Below are 18,722 nucleotides of genomic sequence, written 5' to 3' on the forward strand. Positions count from 1 at the left end.
AAACCAGATGCCAACGCGATATCATGAGGCTACGAGTTCTATTGACCCACCTGAGCGAGCCATGCCTTGAGTATCAGTGCGCGGGAATTTTATCGCAACGGACCACGCCACCGCCAAGCGCACGCGAGTAGCTTTGCGCTAATTCGTCGCCAGTTCGATTTTCGCTCCATCGAAATTGGCCGCTGGGTGACAAACTCCGAGCGTGACCGCGCAGCGGAGCTGTTCCATGATGCGCTATGCGATTTAATGTTGATCTTGCAGGGACCTGAAGCATTGATTTCGCTACGCGGCTCGCTCGCCTTGCAGTACGGTAGCGGCGGAAGGCCGGGCGTCTCCGCCCACTACGACCCCAGCCAGCGCAGCTTTGCACTGGCCAAAAATGCGGGCCCCGGGAGCATCGCTCACGAGTGGTTTCATGCATTCGATCATTACATTGTCACCAAGTGCTTTCGCGGCACGCCCAGCGGCCAATTTGCCTCGACGGCCTGGCTTTCGGATGCCAAGCCTGTTCCCCACCCACTTAATGATCGGTTAATGCACTGCTTTCATGCCATTTTACTGCAGCCGGAAGGCGACCAGCCAAGCGAACTATTCAGGCACTCGGCCCGAATGGATAAACAACTTGGCCAGCTGTACTACAGCCGCCCCGAAGAACTCTGCGCCCGCGCCTTTGAAGCCTTTGTACAGGACGCCGCGATCACCAACCATTTCTTGGTCAAGGGCAGCAAGGCTTCGCCGGAAGCCGAAAAGGGGCTTTACCCTGAAGGCGAGCAGCGCGAACGAATCAATCGGCTATTTGGCGACTATTTCTCGACATTAGGCAAAGCGCTGCAACGAGAGCTCTAAACCTCTTCTCCACTCAGGCGTTTAAAGCCCCTGAGCGCCGCGCCGTAACCAGTTATGTACAAAGGCCAGCTTATGGCGCGCGTGCTCCGAGAGTACAAACGGATAAAGGTCCGATAACCCCATAGAGCGATTGATGTGGTTGACACCCACGGTCACGGAGGCGGCAATGTGGATCAACTGACCGGCGTCAGGCTCCGAATACGGATCCCAACCAGCGCTGGGTATTTGCGGCGACGACAGGCCTGTGGCAACAAAACTGTCGGCAATATCGGTGAGATGAAGCAAATGTGCCGCCGTTTCGGCCCAGTCCTCGTGGGGGTGCGCAGAAGCGTAACTTGTCAGGTAATGCTGTTTCCACTCCGATGGCGGGCCATTTTCGTAGTGGTAACGCAACGCGGCTGGATAATCGATCCGCTCGTCGCCGAACATGGCGCGGAAGGCATCCAGAAAATCCTCACGCAGGCTCAACCGCCACCACAGCATGTGGGCAATTTCATGGCGCATATGGCCAATCATGGTCCGGTAAGGCTCTTCCAACGCTTCTCTACGCGTGGTGAGCAACACAGGGTCCATCTCCGCAACGCTGATGGTCACCACACCCTGCGCATGCCCCATGGGAACAGGGGTAGGGCCTTCAGCAAGCAGATGAAACACAGGCCGTGCCCCTGGATCTTCCGGCCGGAACCAGTGCCAGCGCCCCAGATTATCCAATACCCAGCGCTTGGCTGCTTCAGTCTGCGCCCAGTTGGGGATGGCATCGGGGATGGAAGGGTCAGGTGCCAGCGCCGTCATGGCGCAGGACCGGCAAAACGCCCCCTCCTCTGGCGCAATCCAGTTGCAACCGATTCTTTCCCGGTTGGCACAAAAGGGAGGCATCGGTACAAACGCCCGTGCCTGGGGATCATAACCGACAGGGGTGCCGTCTGCGGTGCTGAGATTGTCGAACCAGAGATTCCCCGTTCCGACGGGATTGGCGAAAACACGCATAAGATGACGACTCCGAAATGAACATTACGACCATCTTGCGCGCCCAGGCGGCTCCCCCACAAGTGGCTGGACATAAATAGCGGTTGATCCGCCTCTGTATCACCAAGTTATCCCCTGCCAAGGGGTCATGAGAGAGGGTGTCAGATCATTCCAGCCGGGTGACGGGCTGGTGGTCAGGGTCGATATACCATGGCAGGCTTAGGCGAGTATTACGTTCCAGCTCAGCAATCACCTGGGCACCCAGCAATAAAATGATCGCGCCAATTTCAAGGCTGAGCAGCACAATCACCAGTGTCGCCAGAGAGCCGTAAACGGCGTTGACCAAAGAAAGGTGCGTGAAATAGTAGACCAGCAACAGCCGTACGCCTTCCCATAAAAGCGCTGCAACAAAACCGCCAACCACCGCGCGCCTCAAGGCGATGCGCACAACCGGAAGTATCTTGTAGATGGCACTGAATAACAGGAAAACACCGACAAAGCTGATCAGGTTAAGCACCGGCTCTGAAAATTGAGCCAGCGGCAGCTCCCGCTCGAAGATTGCCAGCACCATCGTATTGAGCGAACTCGCCAGGGTCACGACCAGCGTTAACGCCATCAATCCTGCCCCGAGCACCAGCATGAAGGCATATGGCAGCATCACGGACACCCAGGCACTGCGTTTGATATGTGGCGTCTCTGGCGCATGGAAAATAATCGCCAGCGCATCCTCGAGCATTCGAAAAGCAAACGAGCTGAAGAGCAGCATGATCGGAAAACCGAAAATGCCGATCACATCGCGAGAATCCAGTATCCCTCTTACAGCTTCCAGCAAAACCTCAGCATTGGCAGGCGTTAAATGGCGTGCCTGTAAGGCCAACACATTGAGAAGATGCTGCTCGTCCACGACTTGCGCTAGCAACACAACCAGCAAAGCAAACAGCGGCACGATGGACAGCAGGACGTTGTACCCCACCCCTCCTGCTAACAGGATGCCGCGGTTCTTCAGAAAATTGCACAATACTCGCCAAGCAAAGTGCAACAACCTGGGTAGCAGAAGAACGACAGCACTGAGTAATGTGCGATTTCGAGCCATTGGTTGCCATTCTCCTTGTACGCTAAGGCCATGATACGCCTATGGCGCTACCTGCGTGCAAGGATGGCAGAAAACAGGGGTAGCATATTTAACGAAGACAGCTGTATGAAGGTCAACTGAAGTGCAGACAACAAAAAAGCCCGCTGAAAGTAGTTCAGCGGGCTTTTTTTAATAATCTTGGCGGAGGAGGAGTCCGCATACACCACTTCCAGGCAAGTCCATGACCGTATATTAATTATCTGTTTTTATTGAAAAATATATTATTAATTGTCCAGTCTTCTCCTATAAAATCCATCTTATCCCAAAACATGAGTGTGGGTCAAAGTGTGGGTTTTATTGTGGTAGGCTCTTCAGCATTCAGTCGGCTGTACCACAGAGAGGCATTGCCATGGGTAAGCTCACTAGCAAGACAGTTCAGAAGCTTGCGAAAGAGGGAAAGAAAGGGTCTACGGGTGACGGCCAAGGCCTATACCTGCAAATTACCGCTGGCGGGTCGGTTAGCTGGATTTACCGTTTTAAGCTTCAAGGCAAGCAGCGCTATATGGGCCTAGGGTCGCATCCTGGCGTAAGCCTCTCCGAAGCCCGCGAGCTCGCAGCGGATAACCGCAAAATGGTCAAGCAAGGGATTGACCCACTGGAAGCGCGCTTAAAAGAAGAGAAAGAAGCTCAGAAAGAAGCTGTCACATTCACAAGCTGCGCCGCTCGCTTTATCAAGGCACACCGCCGAAGTTGGCGAAATGCCAAGCATGCCCGTCAGTGGGTCAGCACTCTCAAAACCTATGTGCGTCCAAAAATCGGTGGAAAGCCCATAGAAGATATTTCGACCCAGGACGTGCTTGAAGTCCTAAAACCCATCTGGGCAAATAAAAACGAAACGGCCAAACGCGTGCAGGGACGCGTTGAGAATATCTTGGATTATGCAGCTGCACACGGCTATCGCGATCCGGTCAATCCCGCCCGCTGGCGCGGTCACCTGGATAAACTACTAGCCAAACCTTCGCGTATCCAGAAGGTTAATCACCATCCTGCCATGCCCTATGATGACGTTGCTGATTTCATGGCGTCGGTTCAACAATACAGCAGCATGTCTTCTAAAGCGCTGCTGTTTTTGATTTTGACCGCAACGCGCACCTCCGAGGTGCTGAATGCCGAATGGAACGAGATTGACCTCGCTAATGCCACTTGGGCGATCCCAGCTGATCGAATGAAAACCAACCGCGAACATCGAGTACCGCTTTCCAAGCAAGCTCTATCGTTACTCTCGAATCTACCCCGCTTAAAAGGTAGTAAGTATGTATTTCCCGGCATGAAGCACGCCCGCCCGCTTTCCAACATGGCCTTACTTCAATTTATGCGCGGAATGGGATATGGTCCAAACGGCGAGAAAGGTAACTACGTTCCACACGGTTTTCGCTCTAGTTTTCGTGACTGGACAGGCGAAGTCACTAGCTATCCCCGGGATGTTGCCGAGATGGCACTGGCTCACGCAATCGAAAACAAAGTGGAGGCAGCCTATCGGCGTGGTGATCTTTTTGAAAAGCGCAGAGCAATGATGCAGGAGTGGGCAGATTACGTCATGTGAATATGAATCGCTTCATTTATAGGCGCTGTGTTAAACAGCGCCTTTGCATTCAATTAAAATGAATAAAATTGCGTCTTACATACCATTCCAGGCTCACCAACACCAGGAAGGGCTTTTGCTGATCCACGGCTAGGCAGCTCAACCTGATTTCCATCGTCAGTAACGGCAATTATACTAGTAGCTTCACGCATACGTTCCCACGCATAAAGAAAATTATCAGCGTGGACTCTTGAATTCGTAAAATGTGGGCTTTCTACCTCATAGCCATCCAGAATAAGGTTAAATTCGCCTTGCTGGTCATTTCCGTATGTAACATTATTGATAGTTAGGTTCATACTCACCGGATCGTATTCACTGCATGCAATATAAAGCTCTGCTGCCCCGTCAGCACTAACCGCCGAATATTCTGAAACACCTTGCCCCCATCCGCTAGACCACGTACCGGGCTCACCAAAATAGGCCGAGGCTGTGATTGGTAGAGCTAATAGACCTATGGTACATGGTATTGCCAAAGCAGTTGCCAGCTTCATAAATTTTCCCTTATTTAGCTTTTTTGAATCCTGCAATGATAACTATCGGCAGTAATGCAATTAAATTTAGGTATTTTGGGTAAGCGGATTAAATGGTTGATCTTACCTTTGCATGAGAGTGAGACAGACCGGCATCTCATCGGATTATCTGGTTGATGCTTCACCTACTGCTGGTGCATGTTTCCTTCGCTAATTCCAGCAAGAACCCCACACGCCTCAACTTCCCGGTCATCGTTGCAACTCGCTCTCAGTGAAACGAGTTGTTTCTCAAGCGCTTGCAGAGCGGTTATCTGCGACCGCACATGAGAGATGTGATCATCGAGCAAGGCGTTGACGGCGGTACAAGGCTGATGAGGGTCGTCCTGATAGCTCTGTAGTTCGTGAATCTCAGCCAGTGACAGGCCTAGGATTCTGCAGCGACGGATGAAGGCCAGCCACTCACCATGCTTCTCGGTATAGACACGGTAACCGTTGTCCTGCCGATCAGGCGGCGGCAACAAGCCCTGCTGTTCATAGAAGCGGATCGTCTGTGTTTCGACCCCTACCAACTGCGCCAACTGACCAATACGCATCAGCCTCCTCCCCAACGGATTCTTTACTCTATTGACCTTATAGTAGCTTTATAGTTTTAAATGGTACCACAACATTGTTCAAGTGGAGTCGTATCATGAACAAATCCTGTGGTGGCGGCGCCTGTGGCGGTGATGCAACGTCCGCGGCGGATACCGATATACAGGCCTCCTCCGAAGCGCCGGGGAGATGGGTCAGCGTTTATGCCGTGCCGAAGATGGACTGTCCATCAGAAGAGCGAATGATTCGCCTAGCCCTGAACGGCTTTGAGGAGGTTCGAGCGCTGTCCTTCGACTTGTCGAACCGCCGGCTGAAGGTCGTACATGACGGCGAGGTCGAGCCCGTCACCTCGAAACTGAAGACCTTGGGGCTAGGCGCCTCGCTTCAGGAAACCGTCGCTGCAAATCCGGAGACCATCAAGGCCGCCGAGTTCTCGGCAGCTTCTGCTAAGCAAGAATCCGGGGCCCTGCGCTGGTTGCTCGGCATCAATGCACTTCTGTTCGTGGTGGAAATGACTGCCGGTCTGATCGCCCAGTCCACCGGCCTGATTGGAGAATCCCTGGACAATTTTGCCGATGCGGCGGTGTACGGGCTTGCCCTTTATGCGGTTGGACATAGCGTGAAAATGCAGGTACGTGCCGCGCATCTTGCTGGTGTACTGCAACTGATCTTGGCTGTGGGCGTACTCATAGAGGTGGTGAGACGCTTTGTATTCGGTAGTGAGCCTGAATCGCTGGTGATGATGGCTATCGCATTCGTCGCATTGATTGCCAATACCAGTTGTCTGCTGCTCATATCCAAACATCGGGAGGGCGGGGCGCACATGAAGGCAAGCTGGATATTCTCGGCCAACGACGTGGTGATCAACCTGGGGGTCATCACCGCCGGCGCCCTGGTCGCGTGGACCGGGTCCAATTATCCGGATCTGATTATCGGCACCATCGCGGGGGTCATTGTACTTAACGGTGCCAGACGCATTCTGGCGTTGAAGGGTTAAATAATGCTCATTATTGGCAAAAAGCTCTCGCCGTATGCCCTGTTGTCCATATCGGGCCTGCTGGCAGCGTCTGATCAGGCCGTAAAATGGCTGGTGCAGCAATCAATGGCCTATGGCGAGTCTATTTCAGTGACCCCGTTCTTTAACTGGGTGCACGTATGGAACACCGGTGCCGCATTCAGTCTTTTTGCGAATGGTGGAGGCTGGCAGCGCTACTTTTTTATCGGAATCGCGGTGGTGGTCTCGATTTTTCTGATCAAGCTGATCCTTGAAAATCGTCATAAAGGAGAAGCCATCGCTTACAGTCTTATCCTCGGTGGCGCCATGGGCAACCTGATTGACCGGGTCTTTCGCGGCTATGTTGTGGATTCCTTTGATTTCTATTGGCGAGACTGGCATTGGCCGGCCTTCAACCTGGCTGATATTGCAATTGTCCTCGGTGCCTTACTTTTCGTTTCCAGCAGCTTGTTGGGTAAAAAAGCAAACACCAATGCCGAGCCGGATGGATCTGACTGACACCTACGCCTATACAACACCATGACCGAACTTCCCGACAACATCCTTCACCTGCCGCAATACCAAGTACTGGGCTGCAAATCAACCGACGACGAAATGCACTTCCAGGTGGACGTGCCCGATCCCATCGCCTGCGAGGAATGCGGCGTGCAGGGTGAGTTCGTACGGTTCGGCAAGCGTGACGTTCCCTATCGTGATCTGCCCATCCACGGCAAGCGTGACGTTCCCTATCGTGATCTGCCCATCCACGGCAAGCGGGTCACTCTCTGGGTGGTCCGCCGCCGATACACCTGCCGGGCCTGCAAGACAACATTCAGGCCCCAGCTACCGGAGATGGTGGACGGATTCCGTATGACACTGCGGCTGCATGAGTACGTGGAGAAGGAATCCTTCAACCACCCCTACACCTTTGTGGCGGCACAGACCGGCCTGGACGAGAAGACGGTGCGCGACATCTTCAACGCCCGCGCCGAGTTCCTGGGGCGCTGGCACCGCTTCGAGACGCCCCGCATCCTGGGCATTGACGAGCTATACCTGAACAAGCGCTACCGCTGCATTCTGACCAACATTGAGGAGCGAACCCTGCTCGACCTGCTGGCCACCCGCCGCCAGGACGTGGTGACCAACTACCTGATGAAGCTGAAAGACCGGCAGAAGGTCGAGATCGTCAGCATGGACATGTGGAACCCCTACCGGGCAGCGGTCAAGGCTGTGCTGCCCCAGGCCCGTATCGTGGTCGATAAGTTCCATGTGGTGCGCATGGCCAACGATGCCCTAGAGAGAGTGCGCAAGGGCCTCAGAAAGGAGCTGAAACCGTCCCAGAGCCGGACTCTCAAGGGAGACCGGAAAATCCTGCTGAAACGCGCTCACGAAGTCTCAGACCGGGAGCGCCTCATCATGGAGACCTGGACAGGCGCGTTCCCGCAACTGCTGGCCGCCTACGAGCACAAGGAGCGCTTCTACGGCATCTGGGACGCCACCACACGGCTCCAGGCAGAAGCCGCCCTGGACGAGTGGATAGCCACCATCCCGAAGGGCCAAAAGGAAGTCTGGAGCGATCTGGTCAGGGCAGTGGGAAACTGGCGCGAAGAGACCATGACCTACTTCGAGACGGACATGCCCGTCACCAACGCTTACACGGAGTCCATCAACCGACTGGCCAAGGACAAGAACCGTGAAGGGCGCGGTTACTCCTTCGAGGTGATGCGGGCACGAATGCTCTACACCACGAAGCACAAGAAGAAGGCACCGACTGCGAAGGTCTCTCCTTTCTACAAGAAAACCATCGGTTACGGACTGCCGGACTTCGCAGAGGAACTCAACTACGGAGTCGATCTATCAACCATCTGAGGGTGGTATCAGATTGATGGGGTGAAGGTGCCCCATCAACCATTAAATCCGTATACCCGAATTTCGGACTCCCCACTGCCTGCGCCGCCGGTAAAAAGCGGCGAGCCGTTAAGGATGATGCCAATGCGTGAGCCGCCATCCTGGCGAGTGCGCATCTTGGCGACCAGGTGCATCAAAAACAGCAGCGAGCCATCGGAGACGCGCGGCAGGCCAGGGCCAAAGCGGCCATCGTAGCCGCGATGTTTGTGCTCATCGGTGACCTGTTTCTGCACCTTCTTCCACTCGACGCCAAACGGCGGATTGGAAAGCATGTAATCAAAGCGTTCGCCTGCCAGCTGGTCGCCTGAAAGCGTGTTACCCAGTTTGATCTGCTCGACCGCCTGCCCCTTCACCAGCATATCGCCCTTACAGATGGCGTAGGACTCAGGGTTGAGCTCCTGCCCGTGCAGCGAGACGGTGACCTTCTCGCTGACCTGCTGAATATACTCGTCGCTCTCGGAAAGAAAGCCGCCGGTACCCGCTGTCGGGTCATAGACGGTAACGATGCTGTTGGGCTTTAGCTTTTCTACCTGACCGGTAAGCACCAGAGACGTCGTTAGATGGACGATATCGCGTGGCGTGAAGTGCTCCCCGGCGGTTTCGTTGGAGCTTTCGGCAAACTTGCGGATTAATTCTTCAAAGATACCGCCCATGCCGTGATTGCTCACCCGCGCGGGGCTAAGGTCTATCGCCGCGAACTGCTGCACGGCTTTATAGAGCAGGTTATTGGCGCTGAGTTGCTGAACGAAGCTCTCGAACTCGAAGTGCTCGAAAATCTCCCTAGCGCTCTGGCTGAACGACTGTACGTAGCTCATCAGGTCGTCGCTGGTTTGGGTATCGGAAAGACTACCCAAGCTTAGCGGTGAAGCATTGAAGAATGGTTGATCAGCCGCGCGCAGCAGTAGCTTTTCACGCACTGCCTCGGACTTATTCTGATGATCGTCAGCAGCTTTCAGCACGTCAGCCTTTGTAGGTGCCAATACGCACTCTAAGCGGCGCAGAAGCGTGAACGGCAGGATAATACGGCCATACTGTGACTGCTTGAAATCGCCGCGTAGAAGGTCAGCGACCGACCAGATAAACGCAGCAAGCTGAGAGTGACTTCCCGTGTTCACGGATGCTTCCCCATGTTCGATGAAAATAAGTGAACACCATCATACACATCTGTGCAGTAATCAGAGTACCTTGCAGGATAGGAAGGCATCATTTCCTAGCTCTTAACTGGCCTTGGATCCAATGTTCAATTTCTACTTCATCCCAAGCAACGGCTCTTGCTCCTAGCTTTGCTTGCTTGGGGAATGTCGAATCATAACCAGCTGATTTACAATCGATTTTGTTATATATCGTTGATCTGGATAAGCCGGTACGACTTATAACTTCCGATATTTTCAGCATCCTTGTAGGACGACCAACCTTCTGCTGATCAAAATGAGCCAGTTCCATACCTGATTCAACCGAAGATGCAATATTGTCTTGATGAGTCATACGGTAACCTCATGCCATTAGTTGACTGATATAGCCTATGTGTACATAGGCGATGACGGTTACCATTTTGTTTGTAGCCGCTACCGAAACACACCGGCTATCCTAAACCAAGAACTGATTTAGGTCTTGATATTGACAAGCCATCAAAAATAGTATCTAAAAATTTATCGAGAGGCTAAGCCATGAAACAAGATGAATCCCTTGCACAAGAATTACATGATGCAAAAGAGGACGCTCAGTATTTGGAAGACCTACTTTCTATAATCGATGTAAATGCAACAGATTTAGCTAATCAAGCCCTTCACGAACAGCCGAAGGCTGAGAAAGATGCTATTGATCATGATAAACAGTGGCATCAGGCGATTGTACAAGCCGCCGAAAATGATCCTGATTTCTCAAAGGATTGGGAAATCCCAATTTCCCTGGTGCAGCATAGGGACAAGGCGAAGCTGCAAAAGCAAATTAACGTCCATTTGGAAGTTGCTCTTCGTCAGATAGCCCTAGTCAGCTTCACCCGTAAGGAGAGAATTCCTAAAATTCGTCTTTATTTTGAGGAAGTTAACCGTCGCAAAGCAATGCTGAGGCGTGAGCAAGAAACAATTACTAAAGCATTAACCTGCGCACACCAGCATGTTACTGCTTGGCGAATGCTAAAGGATTTGCGCGATAACTCACCTGAAGCACGCCAAGAAAAAGCAAAGCAGGCAAAACAAGAACTGAAAGATGAGAAAGAGGTCATGTTAAGAGCGCTCATCAGAGGAGCCCTAAGTAAACACCGACCTTCAGGCGGTTGGGAACGTTACGAGTTGGCAGCTCCAGTCATTGCTAAGATTATACATCCTGTAATTGAAGAATACTCGCTGCCTTTGACAAATAACATCGATCTACTCAGTGAGAGTATCCAGAAACTGATTTTTACAGAGCCACGCCTTAGAAAGACTTTTAACGAGAATGGCAAGCAGCCTGTGCCCGAGCCGCATAAAAGCCGAAACATGACGATTAATTTCTATTAGCAGCAGGTCTATAATCGGGCTAAGGCTAGGGCTATGGGATAGCCCTAATAATTCACTGTAATTACCGTGTATCATACAGTAATTACGTTTATAACTTATACACGTCCACAGGTTAAAAGTCGCTTTTTTTCTAAGCTTTATCCCCTACTACCATCAAAGCAATTGACCCCTTGACCTATAGGTTTGGAATGCTCTTTGCAAAGATAGCTTGCAGCCCCAAACACCTGTTCAAAAGTGAATTGATCTTCACTGTGAAAAAACCATGTAGCCAGTTCGTTGGTAACTGGTTTTCGAGGTACTTGCACAAGACCTTCCATACACTCCTGTGGGTGATTGATAGCCCGAGCCCATGATCTGACGATACGATGGAAAAGGTTTTCATATCCGTAATCACTGCTTTGAGTTCTACCTATGTAACCTAGGCCGTTGTAGGCATCACCGTTTAGTAACAGCAAAAGGTGGTAATGAGGGTTGATGCTGGTATCTTGCTCACAACACCACACACAGCGAAATTTGTGCGGATACTTGATGCCTGCTCGGTCTAGCTCACGTTGGAAAAAAGTTTTAAAGGCACTCAAAGCAGAATTTTTATAATCGAGTAGGCCTGCATACATACCGTTTGGAAAGCGTAGATCAATGCGAATAGCGAGGATCCGATTGCAGTCCTGACGAGATCTATTCATTACATCGAACAATTTCGCTAGGTAATTTTCGATCAGCGGTCCTTTCTGCGTTTGTACCCACATACTTTGGTAGTACCCTTCCCACCACAGTTTCAGGTCGGGATTGTCAGGATGGCATTTACGTAAATGTTGGCCAACGTTGTACGTAAAGGTATTCACTATATAACTCCTAATCGTACACCCACGAGAATGCCCATGGCTTGAATGCCATGCTTATGCACGTAGCTTGAACGTAGTGATGATAAGATAAGCGGATAATGTCGATTTATTGCCCGTCACTTAGCGCGACCTACCTTACTCACAAGGAGTAGCCTAACGGACAGAGCGCATGTATGGTTTAGTTTAATGGCAAAAACACGTTGTACTACTGACGCTTCTTCTACTGGTAAGGTATCAAGTTAACAGCTTTCAGGGCTCACCCAACCGATATCATTTTTATTGTTAAGTGAAAGCATACTAATATTACCGTCATTTAAATCTCGTTAGAACCAACTAGCATATGACAATGAATATCATAACCATCGCGTTTTAAAAGAAAATAAAATACATTCAACTATCAATGTCACCTGAAAAATAAACCTAATTTTTCAATAAGATCATCAAGAGCCACATGGGCTCGTCATATTCTCATATAGTTATATATAGTTAGTAATTTTTAACCGCTATTCGTAACCAGCCCTTCAGCCTTCAAATGCAATGGGTGCCGTTGCTGTCACCAAGGCACTTCTGACTGCATGGTGATGGGAAATCGCTTTATATCAGAGAGTTAGCACCATGGATTATTATTTTTTGTCCAACTAAGTACAAAGAAGTTTAATTTAAAAAATACGCTTGATTCACTCTATCATGCTGCTAATCTTGCTAGCGTTAGCAACATTAGCAGAGAAGATGGAGGTATAAAGGTGGAAAATGACAAGCTTAGCTCAGGATGCTCGTATACAAGAGACTCCGGCCTTCGGAACCATGAATGGCCAATTCTCGATGAGAATTCAGTATTTGAAGGCGCTGTTGTAGAGATATCACGGTCTCTTGAAATTTCGTATGAAATGGCTTTATTGACAGCATTATCTTCTATGTCATCCGCCTGCCAAGGTATCGCCGATGTAGAGTTGCCGACAGGATATCGTGTTCCCTTATCACTTTATATCCTGATAATTGCTTTAAGCGGTGAACGTAAAACTGCTGTCGAGAATGCATTTTTCCATGAAATTAAAAAAATTGAACGTGAGCTTTTAGATAAACATCAGAAAGACCTTGAAGACTACAAACGGCGAAATCATAACTGGACTTTGCTTGAAAGAGAGCTTGGAAAGCTTCTCGCTAGAGCGGCTAGCAAATGCGAGGAAACTGAAAGTATTGAGGCACGTCAGATTGACTTGTATGATAAGAAGCCTATATCTCCACCTACACCAAGGTTTATATATAAAGATATAACGCCCAGTGCTTTAGCACATAGCCTTTATAAAAACATTTCGTTAGCTTGCTTGGTTTCTAGTGAGTCTGGGGATATATTTAATGGAAAAGCTATGCAAGAGCTTGGCATTTACAATGAAATATGGAGCGGTTCAAGCGTAACGGTAGACCGTAAATCAAGTGATGATTTTTCGATTACCAACCCAAGATTAACATTAGCCTTAATGATTCAACCAGACATTCTGAATCGTTTCTTAAAGAAGCGCGGTAGCGAAGCTATAGAAGGTGGTTTTCTTTCAAGGTTTTTAGTTATCAACCCAAACTCATATATTGGCTTAAGAATAGGTAAAAACTCTCCGCCAAACAAAGAAATTATCAATAATTTCCACGGAAGAATACGGCAGATGATGCAACAATCAATTGACGTCGAAATAAATAATAACAACCAAAAACTGTTGCAATTCACTCCAAATGCAAAAGAGAAATGGAGAAATATAGCTCTGTCTATTGAAAAAAACATGGAACAGCATGGATTTTATCATCATGCCAATGGTCATGGATCTAAATTGATGGATAATATTAGTCGCCTTGCAGGCATTATTCATACTTTTGAAGGGCTTGAAGGTGATATCAGTTCATATACCTTGGATTATGCATATTCACTATGCATCCGTTGCTCTGAGCACTACATGAAGTTTATAGCAGGCACGCCTGAGATCGTGACCTTGACAAATCAGCTTGTAATAGATATTCGAAAAATCGTTGTGCCTTCTGCTTCTACTTATAGATTTTGTGATTCGAAAATTCAGCAACGCTGTCACAATTCACTTCGCGAAAAACAAAAAAGGTTTTCAGCATACCAACTTTTAGAACAATTAGGTCACTTAAAAAAAATAGATGCTGTGAATTTTGAGTTCAAGGAAACCATTCTGACAAGAACTGATCCTCAATTAAAAAATGGCAAGCATTACAATGTTTCGGAGCTTCCGTTATTTTCGGAACAAAGAATTGACCCCAACTACACAGCCTATGGCTTTCAGCTCATTAATAATGTTCATAGTTGACTATCTGTATACAGTGCCTTCCTTTTCTGTCCAGGCGATCTGGTGATACGACTGGACCTCCCTGAGAGAGCTTGTACGTTGTCCCACATCACGCTTATTTAACAACTAAAAGCTCATTCCACTGCGTTGTGTAGCGCGGCGTGCGCCGTTCGCTTCGCAGCGCCCAGGCATTACCTTTACGGGGCAGGCCCATCTGGATGGTGCCTCGACCCAGCTCCCGATTGAGCTTATCAACCGTGGTCATCAGGCGTTCGCTGCGCTCGGCGTCTGCTTCGGTCTGCGGGGTCTCTGCAAGGGTGAGCTGGCGGTTGGCCTTGGGGGAAAGGTCTAGCAACATCAGGCCGGCTTTTTGGTAGGCGTAGCCCTTACGCCACAGACGCCGCAAGCCCTGTACTGCGGCGGCCGTGATTTCTCGGTTGTCGTCGGTGGGTCGTTCCAGTGAAATAACCACCCGGTTGGTATATTGCGGCAAGTCGTTGCGGAAGGGATTGGTACGGATGAATACCATGACGGCACTGGTCACGCTGCCTTGCTTGCGAAGCTTCTCACCGGACCTGGCGGCATGCTGTCTCAGCGCCTCGCGTAGATCATGCGGATTACCGGTCAGTCGTCCGAACGAACGCGATACCATGATCTGTTGTTTGGGTTCGCTCATGTCGTCCAGCTGTATCACCGGTTGGCCCCTCAGCTCCCACACGATGCGTTCCTGCACCACGCTAAAATGCCGTCGTATGTGCTTGGGATCCGCTTCGCGTAGATCCCACGCCGTTTCAATGCCCATGACCCGCAGGCGCTCACCGGTGCGGCGGGCCACGCCCCATAGCTCCATGACGGGCAACTGTTTCAACAACGCCTGAGTGGCTTTGCTATCAGCCATCAACTTGCACACGCCCTGCTCCCGGTAGGCGGGATGTTTCTTGGCGGCATGGTTGGCGACCTTGGCCAGAACCCGGGATGGCGCAAAACCCACCGAGACCGGAATGCCGGTCCATTGTTTAACGGTCTCTCGCAACCTTTGCCCGTACTGCTCCAGCGTGTCGGGATCAAACCCCTGAAAGCCCACGAAGCTCTCGTCAATCGAGTACACCTCCACATGGGGAGAAAACTCGCCAAGCACCTCCGTGACGCGCCGGGACATGTCGCCGTACAAGGCGTAATTACTCGACAGCAACACAGCTTGTCGACGGATCTGGGGCGACAGCAGGTGCATCGCCGCCCCCATCTCGACGCCGAGGGCTTTCAGTTCGTTGGAGCGGGCTACAACGCATCCGTCGTTATTGGAGAGTACGCCCACCGGACGACCTTCCAGTGTCGGATTAAAGACCCGCTCGCAGGAAACGTAGAAATTGTTGCAGTCGATCAGGGCCATCATTGCAGCGCTGCCCCTGGCAGGCTGTGCAGCACATGGGTGACGACGCCCCAGACGTGGGACTCACGACCATCAATCGGAATCGGTGGATAAGCGGGATTGCTTGCCTTGAGGTAGGTGCGCTGGCCCACCCTCTCCAGCCGTTTCACGGTCAGTTCGCCGTCCACGCAGATCACCACAATACGGCCTGGCACCGCATCAAGACTTCGGTCCACCACCAGCAAGTCACCGTGATGGATGCCGTCACCCGTCATGGAATCCCCCTCGGAACGCACGAAGTAGGTCGCGGCTGGACGCTTCACTACGTACTGGTGAAGGTCCAGGTCGGTATCCAAGTGATCATCGGCGGGAGACGGAAAGCCCGCACGCACCGCACTCGAATAGAGCGGTAACGGACATGACCGGGCATAAGCGTCTGCTCGGCCCAGCAGGGAAACGGGCAATGACATGGTGGGGTGCCTCTCGATTACTGTATATATAGTCAGTATCAAGAAAGACACCGGTTGATGCAACACCACCACGATCAACGCCACTTATTTTGAAACCTATATCACTCCCATGAACCCACCACAGGGATCGCTTCCCTGACCATAGGAGTGCCGCTTATGCCACCACCCTGCTTTAACTGTGCTGAAACGCGCATGCTCAACCTTGATACTGCCCAGCGGATCGGCACCACGGGGAGTTGCCTGATTGGCGGGGCGATCGGTGCCTGGCGATCAGCCGCCGTCACGAGGCCTTTGTCGATAGCCACCTCGCGCTTTCCACTCGCCAAACTGCCCGTCGCGATGATGGGCGCCTTTGCCGGAGGCCAGTCGGGGGCGCGGGTAGCCGCCCTGTTCTTCTCGCAATGGCTGCCGCCCGGTGAAGGCACCCCGTGGCTCTGCCTGTCGTGCGGGCATATCTTTCGTCACCCCTTTCCGCCCCTGGCACCCGCACGCTGATACACCGCTTTACGGCGATACACCTTACTCACCACCCACCCATGCGCTGGCAGCTGTGTCAGCGATTTTTTTATGTCTGGAGAATGACCCATGGCACATCTCGTTGAACAAATGGCTTACGTAGGCGCTACCCCCTGGCATGGCCTGGGACAGCAACTGACCCGTCATCAACCGCTGGAAGTCTGGCAACAACAGGCCGGTATGAACTGGCACATCGAAGAAGCGCCGGTGCGCTTTATTGCCGAAGGCGCAAGTCACCTGGGCAGCATTCATTCCTTCCCCGAACAAAAGGTGCTCTACCGTTCGGACAACAAGGCACCGCTCTCCGTGGTATCGCAGCGCTACAAGGTGGTGCAGCCGGAAGAGATCCTGAAGTTTTACCGAGACCTGACCGAGTACGCGGGGTATGAGCTGGAAACCGCCGGGGTGCTCAAGGGTGGTCGCAAGTTCTGGGCCCTGGCGCGCAGTGGCTTGAGCACATCGCTGCAAGGCCAGGATGAGGTGAACGACTATCTGCTGCTGGCCACCTCGTGTGATGGCACCTTGGCGACCATGGCGACACCCACCACGGTACGGGTGGTGTGTAACAACACATTGCAGATCGCCGTTGATGGTACATCGCAGGCGGTGAAGGTGCCCCACCGGTCGGAGTTCGACCCGCGGGCCGTCAAACGACAGCTGGGGATTTCCGTATCCCAGTGGAATGACTTCATGTACCGCATGAAGGCCCTGTCGGAACGCAAGATCAACCGCCGTGAAGCCCAGCAGTACCTGCAGTCGGTGATTTGCGGGGCCGAAACGCCTCTGGATGATCCTTCCAAGCTGCCGAACTACCGGGCACTGAATAAAGTGCAGAAGCTTTATAGCGGCGAAGGTCGGGGCTCGCACCTGGTCACCGCCAAGGACACGGCCTGGGGCCTGCTCAATGCGGTCACTGAGTATGTTGACCATGAGAAACGGGCACGTAGCAACGATACCCGCATGGACTCGGCGTGGTTCGGCCAGGGCGCGCAGCTAAAGCAGGAAGCGCTCGATGCCGCGCTTGCATTGGTGTCGTAATCAGTTAAGCCACCAAGCTTCATCGATTTCCCACATCACCCGACTTCAAGCACTCCCCTATCCAATGACATTTACCACCCCAACGGCATAAACGCCCGGCCCCATCAAGGCCGGGCGTTTTGCTGTGGGGCTTACCTTACGAGGAACTGCCATGACATTCGTCTCTCACACCGTCGAAACCGGGCTGACCCACCTGACTGAAGCCCTGCTGGCCAACCAAAAACATCACGCCGAGACCGTCGTCTGCGCCCAGGGGAAGTTCTACCGGGCGGAAGTCCGCCTGGAGCCCCTGGATGCCGAGACATTGGCCGATCACCTGGGCGACTAACCCTACCCACCTTATCGCTTCCAACCAGCCCATCAACGCTTGGGCGTTGGATTGATCCTGTATTGATTATAGAAACCCGGAGGTGCCCCATGGCACAACGCACCCATGTCATCAATTCCAATCAACCCGACACATCGTCATCAGCTATTCAGCCAGACGCTGCCTCGACAAACACACCGGCCTCCTTGGAGGCACATCCCACCGCCGACAGCACTGCGATCATTCAGGTGATCGAGCGTGCCGCGCTGAACCCGGACGTCGACATCGACAAGATGGAGCGTTTGCTGCAGATGCAGGAGCGGGTGATGGATCGCCAGGCCATGATGGCCTACAACGCGGCCATGGCAGCGATGCAGACAGAACTGCCCAGCATCGAGGAGCGCGGGCAAACCAACAACGGCTTCTACGCCACCCTGGAGGATATCGTCGATACCGTACGCCCGATCATGCAGAAGCATGGCTTTGCGGTGAGCTTTCGTATTCAGACGCAGGAGCGTGGTATCCAGATCACCGGTGTTCTGATGCACAAGGACGGTCACCGTGAAGAAACCAGCATGCTGCTGCCCGCCGATATCAGCGGTAACAAGAATGCGGTACAGGCGTTTGGTTCCTCGACAAGCTACGGCAAGCGTTACGTGCTGTGCGCGCTGCTCAATATCACCACCCGCGGCCAGGACGATAACGGCAATGCCAGTACCAAAGCGGGCATCAAGACAGTGACGGCGTTTCAGGCGGGACAGATCCAGCGGCTGATCAGCCAGTGCCCAGCGACGACCCAGGAATGGTTCAGCGGCAAGTACGGGGCTGCAGTGCAGGTGCCCTATAGCGACTTCGACAAGCTGCGAGCGTCCCTCACCAAACGGGCCAATAAGTAA

Annotated in this window: 20 protein-coding genes; 11 read left to right on the forward strand and 9 right to left on the reverse strand. The window is 52.1% G+C overall.

Annotated elements, in window-relative coordinates:
• Positions 1-66: 66 nt before the first annotated feature.
• On the forward strand, positions 67-846 hold the full coding sequence (locus IT895_RS11890; protein ID WP_199283564.1) for a CLCA_X family protein: 780 nt from the start codon (positions 67-69) through the stop codon (positions 844-846).
• 21 nt (positions 847-867) lie between these two features.
• Here the strand turns inward: IT895_RS11890 and IT895_RS11895 are convergent, their stop codons facing one another.
• Together IT895_RS11895 and IT895_RS11900 are read right to left on the reverse strand one after the other, a co-directional pair.
• Complete coding sequence (locus tag IT895_RS11895; RefSeq protein WP_085917801.1) at positions 868-1,833, reverse strand: zinc-binding metallopeptidase family protein; 966 nt, start codon at positions 1,831-1,833, stop codon at positions 868-870.
• A gap of 145 nt (positions 1,834-1,978) precedes the next feature.
• The gene (locus IT895_RS11900) at positions 1,979-2,905 is read right to left on the reverse strand and encodes a YihY/virulence factor BrkB family protein (protein ID WP_085917800.1); all 927 of its coding nucleotides are present in this window, start codon (positions 2,903-2,905) and stop codon (positions 1,979-1,981) included.
• A 388-nt stretch (positions 2,906-3,293) separates the two neighbouring features.
• On the opposite strand from IT895_RS11900, the gene IT895_RS11905 reads away from it, so the two are divergent.
• A complete protein-coding gene (locus tag IT895_RS11905) occupies positions 3,294-4,487 on the forward strand; it encodes a tyrosine-type recombinase/integrase (RefSeq protein WP_199283565.1) in 1,194 nt (397 codons plus the stop codon).
• A gap of 53 nt (positions 4,488-4,540) precedes the next feature.
• On the opposite strand, the gene IT895_RS11910 is transcribed toward IT895_RS11905, so the two are convergent.
• Positions 4,541-5,017, reverse strand: coding sequence for a hypothetical protein (locus IT895_RS11910; protein WP_139197143.1), 477 nt, complete (start codon positions 5,015-5,017; stop codon positions 4,541-4,543).
• A 164-nt stretch (positions 5,018-5,181) separates the two neighbouring features.
• Entirely contained in the window at positions 5,182-5,589 is a 408-nt protein-coding gene (gene cadR / locus IT895_RS11915) for a Cd(II)/Pb(II)-responsive transcriptional regulator (protein ID WP_153716866.1), read from the reverse strand.
• A gap of 95 nt (positions 5,590-5,684) precedes the next feature.
• Between cadR and IT895_RS11920 the strand changes: the two genes are divergently transcribed.
• Genes IT895_RS11920 through IT895_RS11930 form a run of 3 tightly spaced genes read left to right on the forward strand, consistent with a single transcriptional unit; the run spans position 5,685 to position 8,450 of the window.
• On the forward strand, positions 5,685-6,584 hold the full coding sequence (locus IT895_RS11920) for a cation transporter (RefSeq protein ID WP_095622752.1): 900 nt from the start codon (positions 5,685-5,687) through the stop codon (positions 6,582-6,584).
• A gap of 3 nt (positions 6,585-6,587) precedes the next feature.
• Positions 6,588-7,100, forward strand: a complete 513-nt coding sequence (gene lspA, locus IT895_RS11925) for a signal peptidase II (RefSeq protein WP_199283566.1) — start codon at positions 6,588-6,590, stop codon at positions 7,098-7,100.
• 21 nt (positions 7,101-7,121) lie between these two features.
• Positions 7,122-8,450 carry an ISL3 family transposase gene (locus IT895_RS11930; protein ID WP_199283567.1) on the forward strand — a complete coding sequence of 443 codons (1,329 nt, stop codon included), beginning with the start codon at positions 7,122-7,124 and terminating at the stop codon, positions 8,448-8,450.
• 35 nt (positions 8,451-8,485) lie between these two features.
• Here the strand turns inward: IT895_RS11930 and IT895_RS11935 are convergent, their stop codons facing one another.
• Together IT895_RS11935 and IT895_RS11940 are read right to left on the reverse strand one after the other, a co-directional pair.
• Positions 8,486-9,604, reverse strand: coding sequence for a type I restriction-modification system subunit M (locus IT895_RS11935; RefSeq protein ID WP_233337233.1), 1,119 nt, complete (start codon positions 9,602-9,604; stop codon positions 8,486-8,488).
• Between the two features lie 88 nt (positions 9,605-9,692).
• Positions 9,693-9,974 carry a helix-turn-helix transcriptional regulator gene (locus IT895_RS11940; RefSeq protein ID WP_233337234.1) on the reverse strand — a complete coding sequence of 94 codons (282 nt, stop codon included), beginning with the start codon at positions 9,972-9,974 and terminating at the stop codon, positions 9,693-9,695.
• A 182-nt stretch (positions 9,975-10,156) separates the two neighbouring features.
• On the opposite strand from IT895_RS11940, the gene IT895_RS11945 reads away from it, so the two are divergent.
• Complete coding sequence (locus tag IT895_RS11945) at positions 10,157-10,987, forward strand: hypothetical protein (RefSeq protein WP_092825609.1); 831 nt, start codon at positions 10,157-10,159, stop codon at positions 10,985-10,987.
• 137 nt (positions 10,988-11,124) lie between these two features.
• Here IT895_RS11945 and IT895_RS11950 read toward each other — a convergent pair whose 3' ends face one another.
• Positions 11,125-11,829, reverse strand: coding sequence for a YagK/YfjJ domain-containing protein (locus tag IT895_RS11950; RefSeq protein ID WP_092825611.1), 705 nt, complete (start codon positions 11,827-11,829; stop codon positions 11,125-11,127).
• Between the two features lie 743 nt (positions 11,830-12,572).
• Between IT895_RS11950 and IT895_RS11955 the strand changes: the two genes are divergently transcribed.
• Positions 12,573-14,147, forward strand: coding sequence for a YfjI family protein (locus IT895_RS11955; RefSeq protein ID WP_092825613.1), 1,575 nt, complete (start codon positions 12,573-12,575; stop codon positions 14,145-14,147).
• A 94-nt stretch (positions 14,148-14,241) separates the two neighbouring features.
• Here the strand turns inward: IT895_RS11955 and IT895_RS11960 are convergent, their stop codons facing one another.
• Together IT895_RS11960 and IT895_RS11965 are read right to left on the reverse strand one after the other, a co-directional pair.
• Positions 14,242-15,519, reverse strand: a complete 1,278-nt coding sequence (locus IT895_RS11960; RefSeq protein WP_199283568.1) for a Y-family DNA polymerase — start codon at positions 15,517-15,519, stop codon at positions 14,242-14,244.
• Positions 15,516-15,965: a LexA family protein gene (locus IT895_RS11965; RefSeq protein ID WP_199283569.1), complete on the reverse strand. Its 450-nt coding sequence runs from the start codon at positions 15,963-15,965 to the stop codon at positions 15,516-15,518. Before IT895_RS11965 ends, IT895_RS11960 begins: the two co-directional genes overlap by 4 nt.
• A gap of 156 nt (positions 15,966-16,121) precedes the next feature.
• On the opposite strand from IT895_RS11965, the gene IT895_RS11970 reads away from it, so the two are divergent.
• The 4 genes from IT895_RS11970 (at position 16,122) to IT895_RS11985 (ending at position 18,722) form a co-directional block, all read left to right on the forward strand.
• Complete coding sequence (locus IT895_RS11970) at positions 16,122-16,460, forward strand: hypothetical protein (protein ID WP_092825619.1); 339 nt, start codon at positions 16,122-16,124, stop codon at positions 16,458-16,460.
• Between the two features lie 90 nt (positions 16,461-16,550).
• Positions 16,551-17,519 carry a DUF932 domain-containing protein gene (locus IT895_RS11975; protein WP_199283570.1) on the forward strand — a complete coding sequence of 323 codons (969 nt, stop codon included), beginning with the start codon at positions 16,551-16,553 and terminating at the stop codon, positions 17,517-17,519.
• Between the two features lie 151 nt (positions 17,520-17,670).
• Positions 17,671-17,847, forward strand: a complete 177-nt coding sequence (locus IT895_RS11980) for a hypothetical protein (protein ID WP_199283571.1) — start codon at positions 17,671-17,673, stop codon at positions 17,845-17,847.
• Positions 17,848-17,936: 89 nt separating this feature from the next.
• Positions 17,937-18,722 carry an ERF family protein gene (locus IT895_RS11985; protein WP_199283572.1) on the forward strand — a complete coding sequence of 262 codons (786 nt, stop codon included), beginning with the start codon at positions 17,937-17,939 and terminating at the stop codon, positions 18,720-18,722.

The organism is Halomonas sp. A40-4, assembly GCF_015767635.1.
Taxonomy (GTDB): Bacteria; Pseudomonadota; Gammaproteobacteria; order Pseudomonadales; family Halomonadaceae; genus Vreelandella; species Vreelandella janggokensis.